Origin of the sequence: Sulfitobacter sp. HNIBRBA3233 (assembly GCF_040149665.1) — a bacterium.
GTDB lineage: Bacteria > Pseudomonadota > Alphaproteobacteria > Rhodobacterales > Rhodobacteraceae > Sulfitobacter > Sulfitobacter marinivivus.
This window is the reverse complement of sequence record NZ_JBEFLP010000002.1, coordinates 178,960-194,328: the sequence shown is the minus strand read 5'-3', so window position 1 is coordinate 194,328 and position 15,369 is coordinate 178,960. Positions and strand designations below refer to the sequence as shown.

The 15,369-nt window shown below is 62.6% G+C and carries 11 protein-coding genes; 3 read left to right on the top strand and 8 right to left on the bottom strand.

Annotation, left to right across the window (positions count from 1 at the left end; translation table 11 throughout):
• The first annotated feature begins 2 nt into the window (after positions 1–2).
• On the top strand, positions 3–2,303 hold the full coding sequence (locus ABMC89_RS14160) for a xanthine dehydrogenase family protein molybdopterin-binding subunit (protein ID WP_349569014.1): 2,301 nt from the start codon (positions 3–5) through the stop codon (positions 2,301–2,303).
• A gap of 219 nt (positions 2,304–2,522) precedes the next feature.
• Here ABMC89_RS14160 and ABMC89_RS14155 read toward each other — a convergent pair whose 3' ends face one another.
• From ABMC89_RS14155 to ABMC89_RS14140, 4 genes are all read right to left on the bottom strand, one after another.
• A complete protein-coding gene (locus ABMC89_RS14155; protein ID WP_349569012.1) occupies positions 2,523–4,082 on the bottom strand; it encodes an acetolactate synthase large subunit in 1,560 nt (519 codons plus the stop codon).
• Positions 4,079–5,647, bottom strand: a complete 1,569-nt coding sequence (locus tag ABMC89_RS14150) for a class I adenylate-forming enzyme family protein (protein WP_349569010.1) — start codon at positions 5,645–5,647, stop codon at positions 4,079–4,081. Before ABMC89_RS14150 ends, ABMC89_RS14155 begins: the two co-directional genes overlap by 4 nt.
• A 4-nt stretch (positions 5,648–5,651) precedes the next feature.
• Positions 5,652–7,646, bottom strand: a complete 1,995-nt coding sequence (locus tag ABMC89_RS14145; protein WP_349569008.1) for a TRAP transporter permease — start codon at positions 7,644–7,646, stop codon at positions 5,652–5,654.
• 82 nt (positions 7,647–7,728) lie between these two features.
• The gene (locus tag ABMC89_RS14140; protein ID WP_349569006.1) at positions 7,729–8,865 is read right to left on the bottom strand and encodes a TAXI family TRAP transporter solute-binding subunit; all 1,137 of its coding nucleotides are present in this window, start codon (positions 8,863–8,865) and stop codon (positions 7,729–7,731) included.
• A gap of 345 nt (positions 8,866–9,210) precedes the next feature.
• Between ABMC89_RS14140 and ABMC89_RS14135 the strand changes: the two genes are divergently transcribed.
• A complete protein-coding gene (locus ABMC89_RS14135) occupies positions 9,211–9,738 on the top strand; it encodes an SRPBCC family protein (RefSeq protein ID WP_349569004.1) in 528 nt (175 codons plus the stop codon).
• A 157-nt stretch (positions 9,739–9,895) separates the two neighbouring features.
• Positions 9,896–11,659, top strand: coding sequence for a sugar phosphorylase (locus ABMC89_RS14130; protein WP_349569002.1), 1,764 nt, complete (start codon positions 9,896–9,898; stop codon positions 11,657–11,659).
• Here ABMC89_RS14130 and ABMC89_RS14125 read toward each other — a convergent pair.
• The 4 genes from ABMC89_RS14125 to ABMC89_RS14110 all read right to left on the bottom strand — a co-directional run bounded on the left by ABMC89_RS14125 (position 11,653) and on the right by ABMC89_RS14110 (position 15,343).
• A complete protein-coding gene (locus ABMC89_RS14125) occupies positions 11,653–12,873 on the bottom strand; it encodes a glycosyltransferase family protein (RefSeq protein ID WP_349569000.1) in 1,221 nt (406 codons plus the stop codon). The two genes, ABMC89_RS14130 and ABMC89_RS14125, sit on opposite strands and share 7 nt — an antisense overlap.
• 12 nt (positions 12,874–12,885) lie before the next feature.
• On the bottom strand, positions 12,886–13,665 hold the full coding sequence (locus ABMC89_RS14120; RefSeq protein WP_349568998.1) for an HAD-IIB family hydrolase: 780 nt from the start codon (positions 13,663–13,665) through the stop codon (positions 12,886–12,888).
• 92 nt (positions 13,666–13,757) lie between these two features.
• A complete protein-coding gene (locus tag ABMC89_RS14115; protein ID WP_349568996.1) occupies positions 13,758–14,555 on the bottom strand; it encodes a carbohydrate ABC transporter permease in 798 nt (265 codons plus the stop codon).
• Positions 14,555–15,343 (bottom strand): carbohydrate ABC transporter permease, encoded by a 789-nt coding sequence (locus tag ABMC89_RS14110; protein ID WP_349568994.1) that lies wholly within the window; start codon positions 15,341–15,343, stop codon positions 14,555–14,557. The genes ABMC89_RS14115 and ABMC89_RS14110 overlap by 1 nt, the downstream gene beginning before the upstream one ends.
• Between the last annotated feature and the right edge of the window lie 26 nt (positions 15,344–15,369).

Below are 15,369 nucleotides of genomic sequence, written 5' to 3'. Positions count from 1 at the left end.
TTATGTCCCGACTGGCTGGCTCTGACAGCCAGCCGCAGATGACCCGCCGCGGGTTTCTGGTAACCATGACCGCCACCGGCGTGGCCTTCGGCTTTCCGCAGGCCTCGCAGGCTGCGATGAACCCCGAGGTTCCAAGCGGCACGCCCGTCACCCCGACCGGACAAACCTTCGAGCCGTCGCTGTGGTACTGGATCGACGCCGAGGGTCAGGTCAACGTAAACATCATCCGCGCCGAGATGGGCCAGCACGTCGGGACCGCCATCGCGCGTATCCTTGCCGACGAGCTGGAAGTGGCGTGGGAGAACGTCCGTATCACGCATGTCGACTCGGCTGAAAAATGGGGTTTCATGGTCACCGGGGGCAGCTGGTCTGTCTGGCAAAGCTGGCCGGTCTACCGGCAGGCGGGTGCCGCCGGCCGTACCGCATTGATCGAAGCCGCAGCCAAGATGTGGGGCGTGGATGCATCCGGCCTCACCGCGCGCGACGGCACTGTCACAGACGGCACCCAGACCATCAGCTACGGCGATCTGGTGGCCAGCGGGCTCGACCGCTCCTTTACCGAGGACGAGCTGGCCGCGCTGCCGCTGAAACCCCATGCCGATCTGCGCCTTGTCGGACAGGACGTGCATCCGCTCGACCTCGATACGAAAACCACGGGTCAGGCGATCTACGGTCTTGATGCCAAGGTCGATGGGATGGTGTACGGCGTGCCGATGCTGCCCCCGACACGCTACGGATCGAAGGTGAATTCGGTCGACGACAGCGCGGCAAAGGGCATCAAGGGCTACCTTGAAACCGTTGTGCTGGACGATCCTTCGGGCACGGTGCCGGGTTGGGTCGTGGTGCTGGGCCAATCGCTTTATGCGGCGCGGACAGCCTCCATGGAAATCAGCGTGGACTGGGAAGCGGGCGAAACTGTGGATGTGTCCGAGGACGACATCCAGGCCCGCGGGCGTGAACTGATCGACAGTGATGCCGGAGCGATCCTGCACACCGCGCAACCCGATACGTCGGCGTCTTTCGATGCCGCCGCCGACACGCTGGAGGCAGAGTACACGACGCAGTCCGTGCTGCACTTCCAGATGGAGCCTGTGAACGCCACGGTCTTCCAGAATGCCGACGGCATCTGGGAAACCCATGCAGGCAACCAGTGGCAGTCCCTGATCCTGCCAACGCTGTCCACCGCGCTCGAAGTGCCGGCGGACAAGATCGTGATGCGCAGTTACATGCTGGGCGGTGGTTTTGGCCGTCGTCTCAACGGTGATTACATCGTGCCGGCCGCACTGGCGTCAAAGGCCGTGGGCAAACCGGTAAAGCTGGTCTTCTCGCGGGAACAGGATGCCGAATTCGACAGCATCCGTTCGCCTTCGGTGCAAAAGCTGCGCATGGCGTTCGACGATGCACAGGCGGTGACCGGGATGGAGCATCACGCCACAGCCGGATGGCCGACGCAGGTCATGGCACCGGGTTTCATGCCCAAGGGCGTGAACGAGGAACCCTACGATCCCTTCGCCATCGACGGGGCCGATCACTGGTACGACGTGGGCGCGCATCGTGTCCGGGCCATTTCCAACGATCTGGCCAACGCGACCTTCCGTCCCGGTTGGTTGCGGTCGGTGGGGCCGGGCTGGACCAACTTTGCCGTCGAAAGCTTCATGGACGAAGCCGCGCACAAGGTCGGTGCTGATCCGCTACAGTTCCGGCTCGATCATCTGACGGCAGAGGGAATGAACGCGGGCTCCGCGCCCAATGCGGTCGGCGGTGCCACACGGCAGGCGGCTGTTCTGCGGCGGGTGGCCGAGATGTCGGGCTACGGCAACACCGATCTACCGGAAGGCACGTCGATGGGTATCGCGACGACCTTCGGTCAGTCGCGCACCATGCCGACCTGGACCGCCGCGGTCGTCCAACTGGCCGTCGACAGCGAAACCGGCGATGTGGATGTGCAGAAGATGTGGCTGGCGTTCGACTGCGGCACCGTGGTCGATCCCGACAGTGCGCGCGCGCAATGCGAGGGCGCGGCACTCTGGGGTCTGTCCATGGCATTGCATGAAGGCACCCGCATCGAAAACGGCAAGGTCGTCGATCTCAATCTCGGGGCGTACACGCCCCTGCGTCTGGCCGACGTGCCAGAGATGGAGATCGAGTTCATCGACAGCACGGAAGTGCCCGTCGGTCTGGGTGAACCGGGCACCACGGTTGTGGGGCCAGCGATCGCGAATGCGATCTTCAACGCGACCGGCGCGCGTGTGCGTCACCTGCCGATCACCAGCGACGCGGTGCTGTCGGCGATGAAGGCGTAAGACTAAAACGCGGGCGCATTCAGTTGCGCCCGCGACCCTCTCCCATATCCGCCGGCGGCCTTGCGCAGTCTTGGGCAGCCGCTGCCGGACCTCCCCCACACATGCTCGAACCCGTTGACCTTTCCTGCGCGGCAGGACGGCGGAGAACGTGAAAAAGGCCGCTGGTGAGCGGCCTTCGAACACTCCGGGCAAACGCCGGAACCGGATGATATACTCTGCTTAGAGCATGATCTCGATCAGGCGCGGGCCTTCGGCGTTCAACGCATCGTCCAGTGCCGCTTCGAGCGCCTCGCATTCACTGACGCTGATGGCCTGCACCCCCATGGATTGCGCCATCTGCACCCAATCCAGTGCCGGACGGTCGAGGCTGAGCATATCCATCGCACGCGGTCCCGCGTTCTGGACGCCGACGTTGGTCAACTCGCCGCGCAAGATCTTGTAGCTGCGGTTGGCAAAGATCAGCGTCACGATATTCAGATTCTCGCGGGCCATGGTCCACAGCGACTGCACCGAATACATCGCCGACCCGTCCCCGGTCAGGCACATCACGCGACGGTCCGGACAGGCCACAGCCGCACCGATGGCAGCGGGCATGGCATAGCCGATGGAGCCGCCACAGTTGTTGAGCCATGTGTGCCGCTTCGCCCCCTTGGTGGCGGGGGAAAACGCGCGGCCGGTTGTGACGGATTCGTCCACCACGATCCCGTCCTGCGGGATCGCGCGCGAAATGCACGCCGCGAGATTGTCGAGGTTGATGGTGCCGCTTTGCGGTTCGGGCGTCTCGGCCGTGACCACATGGGCAGGTGCGGTTTCCTGCGCCCCGGTGGCCGCGCAGAGCGCGTCGAGTGCGGCGGTCAGATCGTTGCTCTTGTCGGCAAGCGGCAGGATTTCCGTCCCCTCGCTGGTCAGGATTGCGGGTTTACCCGGATAGGCAAAGAAACCGATGGGCGCACGGGCACCGACCAGAACGATGCGCTTGAACGGCTCAAGAACCTTGAGCGCGATATCGATCGGATAGGGGACGCGGTTGATAAATACCCGCCCCTCGCCGCGCTCCAGACGCGCGTTGGACCATTCCGACAACAGCTTGCACCCGGTCTTGGCCGAAATGCGCCCCGCCGTCTCAAGATTGCTTTCCGTCAGGGCCGCACCGCCCAGCAACAGCAGCGTTTCAGGCCCGTCGAGCAATTCGGCGGCCCGGTCCAGCCCGCTTTCGTCAAATCCGGTGGGCGCGGGCATCTCGGCCCCAGTTGCGGCCACACCGCCGTCGTTCCACGCGGTATCGCTGGGCAGGATCAGCGACGCGATCTGGCCCGGCGCGACCATCGAGGCACGCACAGCCTCCTCGGCATCGCGGCCCACATCGGCAGCGGAATGCGAGGTATGGACCCAATGCGACATCGGGCGCGCGATGCCCTCGATGTCTGCGGTCAGCGGCGCGTCGAGTTCGATGTGTGTCGAAGCATGTTCACCGATGATGTTTACGATGCCCGACCCTGCCTTTTTGGCGTTGTGCAGGTTCGACAGACCATTGGCGAGGCCCGGCCCGAGGTGCAGCAAGGTCGAGGCGGGTTTGCCGGCCATGCGGAAGTAGCCGTCCGCGGCGCCGGTCGCGACAGTTTCGTGCAGCGCGAGGATCGATCTCATGCCCGGCACATGATCGAGGGCCGCCACGAAATGCATCTCCGATGTGCCGGGGTTGGTAAAGCAAACCTCGACCCCGTTTGCCAGAAGGCTTTTGACCAGGCTCTCGGCGCCGTTCATCTTCTCGTTGCTCACGTCTTCTCCTTTTCCCAATAGGGTGCGCGCAGATCCCTCTTGAGGATCTTGCCAATGGTGCTGCGCGGGAGTGTCTCGCGCAGTTCAACCGCAGACAATCTGTGGCTCTTGCCCAGCCGCGCGTTAGCTTTTTCCAGTATCTCGTCGCCGGTCCGCGTGGCCCCGTCGCGCAGCACCACAAGGCCCAGAGGCGTCTCTCCCCATGCGTCGGAGGGCACACCGATGACGGCTGCGTCGACCACATCCGCATCGTCCAGCAGGATCAGCTCCAGATCGTTGGCATAAATGTTCAGCCCGCCCGAAATGATCATGTCCTTCTTGCGGTCCGACAGCACCAGAAAGCCGTCCTCGTCAAAACTGCCCATATCGCCCGAGCGGAAATAGACGCGGTCGTTTTCGTCGCGCCAGATGTAATCTGCGGTCAGGTCGTCGCGCCCGAAATATCCCGCCATCATCGTCGGGCCACGCCCCACGATCTCGCCCACTTCGCCCTGTGGCACTTCGCGGCCTTCGGTGTCGATCAGGCGGATGTCATTGCCCGGCGCGGGCTGGCCTACAGTGTGCAGCTTGGTCGGGTTTTCGTCGGCCACCAGAACGCTGACCCCGCCGCCTTCGGTAAGGCCGTAGTATTCGATCAGCTTGCCTGGAAACCGGTCGAGAACGTCTTTCTTCACGTCCGCCCGCAAGGGCGCCGAGGTCGAGAATTTGACGCGCATCGACGACAGATCGAAGCTGTCGAAGTCGGGCACATCCATGATCCGCTTGTACTGCACCGGAACCAGCATGGTATGCGTGATCCCCTCGCGCTCTACGATTTCGAGATAGGCGCGGGCGTCGAACTTGGGCATCAGGTGCACTGTCGATCCGCCGAACAGCGTCGGGATGAACGCGACGATGGTGGTGTTGGAATAGAGAGGCGTGGAGATCAGCGTGCGCGCGTTGTCGTCATAGCCGTTTGGCGACACGCGGTCCATCTGCGCCGCGCGCATCCAGTGATTGTGCAATATACCCTTCGGCGTGCCGGTGGTGCCTGACGAATAGATCAGGTTGAAGGCATCCGACATCTCCAGCGGGACCATGGGATCGGTGGTATCGGCCTCCGCCAGCAATGTCTCGTAATCCGCCATACCTTCACGGTCGAAATCTATCGCCACGCGGTGCAGGTCCAGATCGTCGACGAAGCCCTCGACCAGACCGAAGTACTGTTCGGCCACGAAAATCGCCCGCGCGCCGCAGTCGGCCAGCATCTTGTGCAATGCCTCGGGGGCGGCCATCGACGACAGTGGCGTCACGCAGCCGCCCGCCCGCAGGATGCCCATGAAAAGCTCGGCGTAGGGGATGGAATTCGCCGACAGGATCGCGACATTGTCTCCCTTCCTGATCCCCATGCCGATCAGGGCGTTCGCCACGCGGTTGATCCGTGCATCGAATGCGCCCCATGTCAGGCGCGTGTCGCCGCACACCAGTGCCGGGGCCTCCGGGTGGGCGGCGGCATTCGCGCGGATGCGCGCAACAACGGTTTCCCGTGGCGGGTTTTCAGGTGTCGGGGGATTTGTCGGTATCATACTCTCAGGCCATTGCGTCACGGGTCTTTTGCGCCCGCCATGCTACGATGATCGGCAGGATACAGATGGCTGCCCCCACCACGAAAGACAGGGCATAGCCCCAGTTCAGCAGGTCGGTCTTGGGTTTGGCGATCAGCAACCCGCCCACGAACAGCATCACCCGCAGGGGGATCCCCATCGGCCCCTCGATCGGCCCGACGAGGCTGATAAAGCCCTGCAATGCCGCCGAAATCAGCCCGACCCCGATGATCGCGCAGGTCAGTGCCACGGTGACCTCCCAGGCGGGGGCCTGTCCGATCAGCGCCGGGTTCAGCACGAAGAGGAACGGCGCGATATAGATCACCCCGCCGAGGCGCATCGCCTCGAACCCCGTCGCGATGGGGTTCGATCCGGCCATGGTCGAGGCCGCGAAAGCACCCAGCGACACCGGCGGTGTGATATAGCTGACCATCCCCCAGTAGAGAATGAAGAGGTGCACCGCGAGCGTGTTGAGACCACCGGCCTCGAGCGCGGGAGCCAGCACGACGGCAAGGAAAATATAGCAGGCCGTCACGGTCATCCCCATGCCGAAGATAAAGGCCGTAAGTGCCCCCATCAGCAGCAGGACAAGAGTGTTGTCGCCGGCCATGAACACCAGTTCGTTCACCAAGGTGCCCGCAAGGCCGGTCGCCGAAAACGACCCGACGATCAGCCCCACGCCCAGCAGGATCGCGGTCAACTCCGCCAGACCCATGCCGACACCGACCACCATGTTTCCCAGCCGCTGCATGTTCAGGCGGAACCGCTTGCGGAACTGGTTGACGATCAACAGCAGCACAACCGAATAAAACGGCGCCGAGCTTTCCTGTCGCAAGGCGATCATCATGTAGAGCAGCAGCGCGAAGACCGAGATATAGGGCCAGCCTTCGGCCATGACTTCCTTCAGGCGCGGCAGATCGGGCTTTGGCAGGCCGCGCAATCCGCGCTTGGCCGAATAGGCGTCGATCTGGGCGAAGAGGCTCCAGTAGTACAGGATCGAGGGGATCGCGGCCGCCAGCGCGATTTCCACATAGGGGCGCGACAGGAACGACGCCATGATGAACGCGGTGGCGCCCATGATCGGTGGCATCAACACACCGCCCGTCGAAGCGCAGGCTTCGGTCGCGGCGGCGGTCTTGGCCGAAAAACCGGTCTTGCGCATGGCAGGGATCGACACCGCGCCGGTGGTCAGCACGTTCGAGATGACCGAGCCCGACATCGAGCCCATGAAGCCGGAGGCGAAGATCGACACTTTCGCTGCCCCGCCGCGATAGCCGCCGACCATGCCCATGGCCAGATCGTTGAAGAACTGGCCGCCGCCGGTGCGTTGCAGCACCGCGCCAAAGAGGATGAAGCCGATCACCACGCCGCCAAAGGCCTTCATCGGGATGCCAAAGGAGCTTTCGGCGGAATAGATATGATAGGGCACGGTCTGCATGAACGTGCTCTGGAAGCCCGAGAACGGGTCAGGCACCTGCCCCGCGAAGGTGGGGTAGAAGGCGAAGAAGGTCACGATAATGAAAAGGATCAGCCCCCCCGCCCGGCGCGTGGCCTCGAGGATGAGGAAGAAGAAAATGACCGATACGTATTGCGCCTGCTCCGGCGCGGCATATTCCCAGCCCTGCGACAGGTTCTGCTGGGCGGTCTGCGACAGGTAGGCCGTACATCCGAGCGACAACGCGAACAGCACCCAGTCGAGGATACTCGGCACCCCGCCCTTGCCGCCGCGCATCTGGAAGATCAGGAAACTCAGCGCCAGAAACAGGCCGCCGAGAATATAGAGATAGCGCCCTTCGATCAGGACGATGCCCGCGATCTGAAGGTTGAAAAGCTGATTGACCACAAGGACAAGCGACAGGATCGTGCCGGCAATGACCACCCAGCGCGCAACGCCTCCGAGGCGTTCTGCGGGGGTCTCTCCGTCTATCGCGACTTGCTCGACGCCTTTCGCGCTCCCGGGTTGGGTGCTGTTGTCTGTCATGGGCCAAACTCACATGGAAGGGTTGGAAACAGGGGAAAACCGGCCGGTGGGATCACCGGCCGGTTCCGAAGGTGTCAGCGGATCAGAATGTGACCTGGAAACCGCCATCTTTCAGGGCTGCGCGACGTGCCGCATCCCATGCTGCTTCCCAATCTTCCGGCGCTTCCGCTTTCAGCGCTTCCCACGCTGCGGCAAGCGCTTCCTGACGGGCGATCAGGTTGTCGTTGTGGGCTTGCGCCGCATCGGTCCAGACGCCCTGCTCCTTGTAGTAGCGGATCGCACCCTCGTGGTAGGGAACCACCCACTCCATGTCCTGCTTGTCGATCGCCCAGCCACCGATACCCGGTGCCTTGCCATCGTACTGCGGGAACAGTTCAACCATCGCCTTTGTCATGTTGTAGACCAGATCGTCATCGGTCGCTTCGATCGCCGTGAGCACCGGATAGGCATAGCCCGCGCCCTGATAGCCATCGGTTCCGTCGATCGTGGCACCGACCATGGCCTTGTTGGGCGTGAAGAAGGGCGCGATGGCCGTCATCCGCTCCAGACCTTCGGTGTTGTCAGGATCGATCGGGGGCCAGAACAGACCGCGCGGACCGGCTTCGGCCTCATAGGCCTTGCCCGAGTTCGTGGAGGCGAAGGCCGCGTCGACCTGACCTTCGATCAGGCCTGTCCAGCTGGCGCCGAAGCCGCCGAAATCGACACGCTCGACATCATCCCATGTCAGCCCGCCATAGGCGAGGTAGGCTTCGGTGTTCACGTTCAGCGCGGGCGCGCCAACGATATAGGCCACGCGCTTGCCCGCGAGATCGGCATATTCCTCGATGCCCAAATCACCGGCCACGCCGACGGCGAGGTTGATCGCGCCACCGTTGTTGGCCATCAGCACGCGAATGGGCTGCGGGCCCCAGTTTTCCGCGCCGAAGTCGAACACGCCTTCCTGCGCCATAAAGCTGCCGCCGACACCCGTGGCCGAGAACTGCACACGGCCCTGACGCAGCGGTTCTGTCCGCGACACGTCGTTCTTGCCGGGCAGAACGCGCAGGTTGACGCCCGTGGCGTCCTGCAATGCCGCGCCGATGGCGACGGACTGGTTATAGCCTGCCGAGCCGGTGTCATACGCGGTCCAGCTCAGCTGTTTCGGCAGATCGATATCCTGGGCCATCGCCATGGTGCCGGTCAGACCGAACACTGCGACAGCAGAGGTAAAGTAATTCATGGTATCCTCCCTGATTTCTTGTCTCCGCGCCGAACCAACGGGACGGAAGCGAAAGGGCGGGCCGCTTCTATTTTGAAACGTAGTTCCGCACCGTGGAAAAGGATAGGGAATATGGCTTTCGAGAGTCAACCATGCATCAGCCCTCAAGACAATCAAACTTCCCTAGGGGCAGGCCAGCGTCCGCGCCACAGGGACAGCAACCGTCTGGCTGATCAGTTTGGGGCGATTCGACGTCAGGCCTCAACCGCATAGACCGTCGTGAACAGAGCACCTTGCGGCGACCGATCTTCTCGGTCATCCTTTGATGAACGCGACGGACAGAGCCAAGCAAACGGGAGAGTGCGCATGAACCTCAGCGATCAGAAGATCATCAATGCAGACCGCGAGACTGTGTTTGCCGCGCTTTTGAACCCCGAAGTACTGAAAGCCTGCGTGCCGGGCTGTCAGGAAATGTCAGGCTCCCCCGAGGAAGGATTCGAGGCGACGGTGGTCCAGAAGGTCGGGCCGGTGAAGGCAACCTTCAAGGGTCAGGTCGAACTGAGCGAGATGATCGCGCCCGAAAGCCTCACCATCACCGGTGAAGGCAAAGGCGGCGCCGCGGGATTCGCCAAAGGTGGTGCGAATGTGCGTCTGGAGGAGGACGGCGGGCGCACGATCCTGCATTACGACGTGGAAGCGAAAGTCGGCGGCAAACTCGCGCAGCTCGGCAGCCGGATCATTGACGGCTTCGCCAAGAAGATGGCCGACCAGTTCTTCTCGAACTTTCAGGACGCGGTCGGCGCGCCCGAAGCCGGAGAAGAGGACGTCGAAGTGGAAACAGCCGACGGCGAAACCAAGAAAAAGGGCTGGTTCAACAAGCTTGTCAAAGGCTGACCGCTTTGGGCGCCGTGGGTGTCTGCGCGGCGTGTCCAGGCCGCATCCGGGTCGGAAAACCGCCTAAAATCGCGGCATTGCGTGCCCCGGCGCGCGGGCGGCTGGCGAATTTCACCGTTGGATTTGTCCTTGCGCGCCGAACGTGCATGTTTGGCGCATGACCTCTGAAGATACTCCCCTGCCGCCCGATGCCTCGCTGGGACGCGTGATCGCGGCCCATGTGGCGAAGATCTATCCCCAGTTCGACGCCGACATTCTGGCCAGCCAGATTGTCGATGCCTTCTGGCCCGAGGGGTCATCGCGGCGCAAACGCGCCCGCAGGCCCGGCAATTCGCTGTGGTCGCAAAGCGATGCGCTGTTGATAACATACGGCAACACATTGGTGGACGGCGTCCATAAACCGCTGGATCTGCTGAACGATTTCCTGCGCCAGCATTTGCGCGGCGCGATCAACGGCGTGCATATCCTGCCGTTCTTTCCCTATACATCGGATGACGGGTTCGCCGTGTCGGATTTTCGCAGCGTCAATCCGCAACTGGGCGACTGGCCAGACATCAACCGGATCGCGGACGCGTTCCAGCTGATGTCGGATCTGGTGCTCAACCACGTCTCCAGCCAGGGCACGTGGTTCAACGCCTACCGTCAGGGCCAGCCCCCCTATGACAGTTTCTTTTTCGAGGCCTCCCCGGAGGACGATCTGAGCATGGTGGTCCGCCCGCGCACAACACCGCTGCTGCAAGAGGTCGAGACGAAAAACGGGCCGCGGCACGTCTGGTGTACATTCAGCCACGACCAGATCGACCTTGATTTCCGCAATCCCGAAGTCCTGCTGGAATTCCTGCGGATCATCCGCCTGCATCTCGAAAACGGGGTGCGGATCATCCGGCTGGATGCGGTGGCATTTCTCTGGAAAGAGGCGGGCAGCCCGTCGATCCATCTGCCCCAGACCCACGAGATCGTAAAGCTGATGCGCAGCCTTGCGAATTTCGCGACCGAGCCGATGATCCTCGTCACTGAAACCAACGTGCCGAAAGCCGAAAACCTCAGCTATTTCGGCAAGCGCGACGAAGCGCATGTCATCTACAACTTTCCCCTGCCCCCGCTGATCCTTCATGCGATGATGTCGGGCAGTGCAAGGCACCTGCTGCGCTGGCAGCGTGGTATGCCACCCGCGCCGCTGGGGTGCGCCTATCTGAACTTCACCGCCAGCCATGACGGCATCGGCATGCGGCCCGCCGAAGGGCTGCTGCCGCCCGAAGAACAGGAAAAGATGATTGATGCGGTCCGTGCCTCCGGCGGGCTGGTGTCGATGCGCGCCCTGCCCGGCGGGGGGGAGGCCCCCTACGAGATCAACTGCACCTATTTCGACGCCATGCGCCGCACATTCGACGGTGAGGACGATCACCACATCGCGCGCTTCATCTGCTCGCAGACCATCGTCATGTCGCTGGAGGGGATACCGGCATTCTATATCCACTCCGTTCTGGCCACGCCAAACGACCACGAAAGTGTTGAAAAACGCGGGATGAACCGGGCGATCAACCGGCACCGCTGGGACTACGGCGATCTGAGCGCGCGGCTGGCACAGCCCGACACGCAGCAGGCGATCGTGCTGGGCACGCTGCGCGACCGGCTGAAGATCCGTAAGCGGCAGCAGGCCTTTCACCCCAACGCGACGCAGTTCACGACCGAGTTGGGCGATGCCCGCATTTTCGCGGTCTGGCGACAGAGCCTCGACCGGCAGCAATCCATCTTCGCGCTACACAATGTCAGCGGCGACACCCTGCGCCTGCGCAGCGATGCCCTGAACCTGATCGACGATGAAACCTGGATCGATCTGCTGTCAGGCGAAACCGTCGACGCCGACGAGATCACGCTTGCGCCCTACCAGTGCCGCTGGATCAGCAACACGGATCACTGAAATTCACGGTCGTCCGCCAGTGCCGCCGCCTGCATGTCGCGCAGGAAGGACGGGTCCGCCGAATGGACACGGTTCCACGTGGGAATGAACGGTGTTTCGTGCGGGTTTTCCAGAAATGTCTCGCCCGCGCGCATGATGCATTCCGCGAAGAGTTCGATCGACGCTTCCTCGGAGTGGCGGTCGAGCGCGAGGCCGTTCATCTTGGCGTCGGTGTAATACGCCTCGAGCAGGTCCAGCGCCGAACGGTAGTAGGTCGCCTTCAGCGTGCGGAAAACGTTGTTGGTAAAGACCGTGCCGTCCGCTGCCAGCTTGCGGATGATCGCCTTGCAGATGTCCGTGGCCATCCGGTTCAGGCCCGCCGCTGCATCCTCGGGGCTGAGATCCTGATGCTTGTGGTCATAGGCATCGGCGATTTCGACCTGACACACGGCCTTGGGCGCAAGATTGCGCCACGCCTCTGACAGGACCCCGATTTCCAGTCCCCAATCCGACGGAATGCGCAGATCCGGCAGGATGTTGGTGCGCATCGCGAATTCACCGGACAGCGGGTAGCGGAAACTGCGCAGGTAATCGATATAATCCCGGTCGCCGATCACCCGACGCAAGGCCAGCAACAACGGGCTGACCAGCAGGCGTGTGACCCGCCCGTTCAGCTTGTCATTGCCGATGCGTGCGTAATAGCCCTTGGCCACCTGATAGGGGAACGTGGGGTTGGCGACCGGATAGATCAGCCGCGCCAGCATCTCGCGCTCGTAGGTCAGGATATCGCAATCGTGGATCGCCATCACATCGCTGTCCTGACAGCCCAGCAGATACCCGATGGCGGACCAGACGTTCTTGCCCTTGCCCTGTTCGGAGGGGTAAAGGCCCATCTTGTCCAGACGATTGCCCAGTTCCTTCATGCGCGGGCTGTCGTTCCAGATCACCATATGGTTCTGGTTCAGACCCTGAAAGAACGCGCGCGCGTGGCGAAACTCGGCCTCGTCGGCGCGGTCGATCCCGATGATGATGCGGTGCAGGTAAGTGACCTTCGACAGCTCGGACAGGATTTTCGGCATCGCGTCCGTTGCCAGCTCGGAATAGAGGCACGGCAGGATCAGCGCCATCTTCCGCGTCTGGGCGAAGGTCTCCAACTCGTAGGTCATTTCCTCCAGTGAACGATTGCGAAGGTTGTGAAGCGTCGCGATGTTGCCGTTCTGGTGGAAATCAACCATGTCTTGCAGTCCTCATGCCAGGTTCAACTCTTGAACTAGATCGTGAATGGCTTTGTTCCAACCCTCGGGGCCGGGCTGTGTTGTTCTGCGGATCCGCCCTTCGCGTTCCCCGGCAAGCTCAGGCAAGGGATTGCGCTGCGGGTTGGCGACGATCACGCCGTAATCCGCGGCCGCGATCATCTCGATATCGTTGGGCGCATCCCCCAGAGCGATTGTGCGTGCCGGCGCGAAACGGGTTGCCAGCTGTGCCATCGCATCGCCCTTGGTGCGCCCGAAGGACAGGGTCAGAAACCGCCCGCCCTCGCGCGCGGAAACGCCCTGATGTGCAAGGGCGGCGATAAAGCTTTCCCGATCCGCATCGCTCCCGTACCAGAGGCCCGGCTCGGAAAAGCTGCGGTCGCGTGCGCGGGTAGCACCGCCGACGCTCAGGCCGGTTATCTCTGCCACTTCTTCGTCGCTCATGTCGCCGAAACCGGCGAAATCCTTGCGCAGGTTTGCGGGAATGCTGTCGAGAACCTCGCGCAACCGCTTGTAGAGGGCCACAGAGGGGCGGCTTTGCTCCGCCCCGATCGTCCCTGCCCCGTTTTCGACAATTGCGGGATAGTCCGTCAGCCCCATCGCCTCTTGCAATACGGCCACTTCCGGCGCGGTCTTGCTTGAACACAGAATGACGGGCGCAGGGATGCTTTTCAACAGATCCAGCGCCGGTTTCGCCGGACTCCAGTCATAGGTTTCGTGGTCCAGCAACGTGCCGTCGAGATCGGAAAAAACGACTATCGGTATGGTGCTCATACGATTACCTTCCGGGCTGCCAGAGGGAATCGCAAGCGCAATCCGGACCAGCGGGGACAAAGATGATCCATCCGTCTGCGGTCGGCTAATTCCTAGACGCGGATACGAAAGCCGCGCGCGATATGGCGCCGCACGAACACGATCAGAACCAGACCCGGCAGCAGCGAGAACACGGTCATCGCCATGACCAGCCCCACATCGGTGCGAAATCCGAACAGCCCCTCGATCGCCATGGTCACCGGCTTGCCCCCTGTCGAGGTCAGGATGCGGGCAAAGACGACCTCGACCCACGAGAAGATGAAACAGAAGAAGGCCGCCACCCCGATCCCCGGTGCGATCATCGGGACGAGGTGGCGCACAAAGAACCCCGGCACGCTGTACCCGTCGAGAAAGGCATTCTCGTCGAAGTCGCGCGGCACGGCGGTGATAAAGCTCTCGAGAATCCAGATCGCCACAGGGATGTTGAACAGGCAATGCACTAGTGCAATCGCGAGCGGCGTGTTCAGCAGGTTGATCTGCGCGAACAGCAGAAACACCGGCAAGGACAGGACAACGGGCGGCATGATCCGGAAGGACAGCAACAAAAGCAGCAGGTGCCTGTCGCCCAGAAACCGGTAGCGCGACAGCGCGTAGGCCGCGGGCAGCGACACCGCAAGCGTCAGGGCCACGTTCACGCTGACGTAGATGATCGAATTCCCCAAGGAGGCCACCAGACGCGGATCGTCAAAGATATGCCGGTAGTTGATCATCGAAAAACTGCCCTGCGCCACGCCGTCGTGCGGCAAGGTGGCGACAAAGCTCAGCAAAACCGCCTGCGCGAGCGGCGCCAGCACGAAGGCCGCCACCGCGACCAGCGCCAGTACACGCGCAAGTTTGGCAAGACCGCGCATCACGCCCCGCTCTCCTGCGCGCGCAGGCTGCGCAACAGCAACGTAAATGCCCACGCCAGCGTCAGCACCAGCAGCACATAGAGGACCGAGCGCGCGGCGGCGGGCCCGTAGTTGAACGCCGCGATCTCTTCACCCAGATCCAGCGAGAGAAACGTCGTCGCGCCGTTGGGTCCACCGGCGTTCAGGCCGAACGCTTCGGTGTAGATCATCAGGCTGTCCATCACCCGCAGGACAAGCGCCATCATCAGCACGCCGGTCAGGCGCGGCAATTCGATATGGCGAAAGATCTGGAACCGGCTGGCACCGTCGATCGCGGCGGCCTGATAGAATGCACCGGGGATCGCGGCGAGACCGGAGTAGGACAGGATCGCAACAAGCCCGACCCAGTGCCATGTGTCCATCATCAGCGTCAGGATCCACGCATGAACCACGTCGGTCTTGTACTCAATCGCCCAGCCGACCTGCGCCAGCAGCGCGCCCAATATCCCGTTTTCCGCATTGATAAATCCCAGCCAGATGCCGGGGATCATGTTCCACGGAACGACCAGCGGGATCGCAAGCACCATGAGGCACAGGCTGCCCCAGAGGGCCACGCGGGGCAGCAGCAGCGCGATCCCCACCCCCAGCGGAAACTGGATCAGCACGACCAGCGCGGTGAAGAGCACGCTGCGCCCGAGTGCGGCATAGAAGCCGGGATCGGCCAGCAGCGCTTCGTACCATTCCAGTCCGACCCAGAACCTGTCCTCGAGGGTGAAAATGTCGAAGAAGGAATAGTTGATGACAGACACCAACGGCACCAGCCCGACGAAAAACA

Excerpts from the sequence above, each read along its gene's own strand:
- ABMC89_RS14160 (WP_349569014.1), top strand. The coding sequence starts at position 3 with ATGTCCCGACTGGCTGGCTCTGACAGCCAGCCGCAGATGACCCGCCGC.
- ABMC89_RS14150 (WP_349569010.1), bottom strand. The coding sequence starts at position 5,647 with ATGATACCGACAAATCCCCCGACACCTGAAAACCCGCCACGGGAAACC.
- ABMC89_RS14145 (WP_349569008.1), bottom strand. The coding sequence starts at position 7,646 with ATGACAGACAACAGCACCCAACCCGGGAGCGCGAAAGGCGTCGAGCAA.
- ABMC89_RS14140 (WP_349569006.1), bottom strand. The coding sequence starts at position 8,865 with ATGAATTACTTTACCTCTGCTGTCGCAGTGTTCGGTCTGACCGGCACC.
- ABMC89_RS14135 (WP_349569004.1), top strand. The coding sequence starts at position 9,211 with ATGAACCTCAGCGATCAGAAGATCATCAATGCAGACCGCGAGACTGTG.
- ABMC89_RS14130 (WP_349569002.1), top strand. The coding sequence starts at position 9,896 with ATGACCTCTGAAGATACTCCCCTGCCGCCCGATGCCTCGCTGGGACGC.
- ABMC89_RS14125 (WP_349569000.1), bottom strand. The coding sequence starts at position 12,873 with ATGGTTGATTTCCACCAGAACGGCAACATCGCGACGCTTCACAACCTT.
- ABMC89_RS14120 (WP_349568998.1), bottom strand. The coding sequence starts at position 13,665 with ATGAGCACCATACCGATAGTCGTTTTTTCCGATCTCGACGGCACGTTG.
- ABMC89_RS14115 (WP_349568996.1), bottom strand. The coding sequence starts at position 14,555 with ATGCGCGGTCTTGCCAAACTTGCGCGTGTACTGGCGCTGGTCGCGGTG.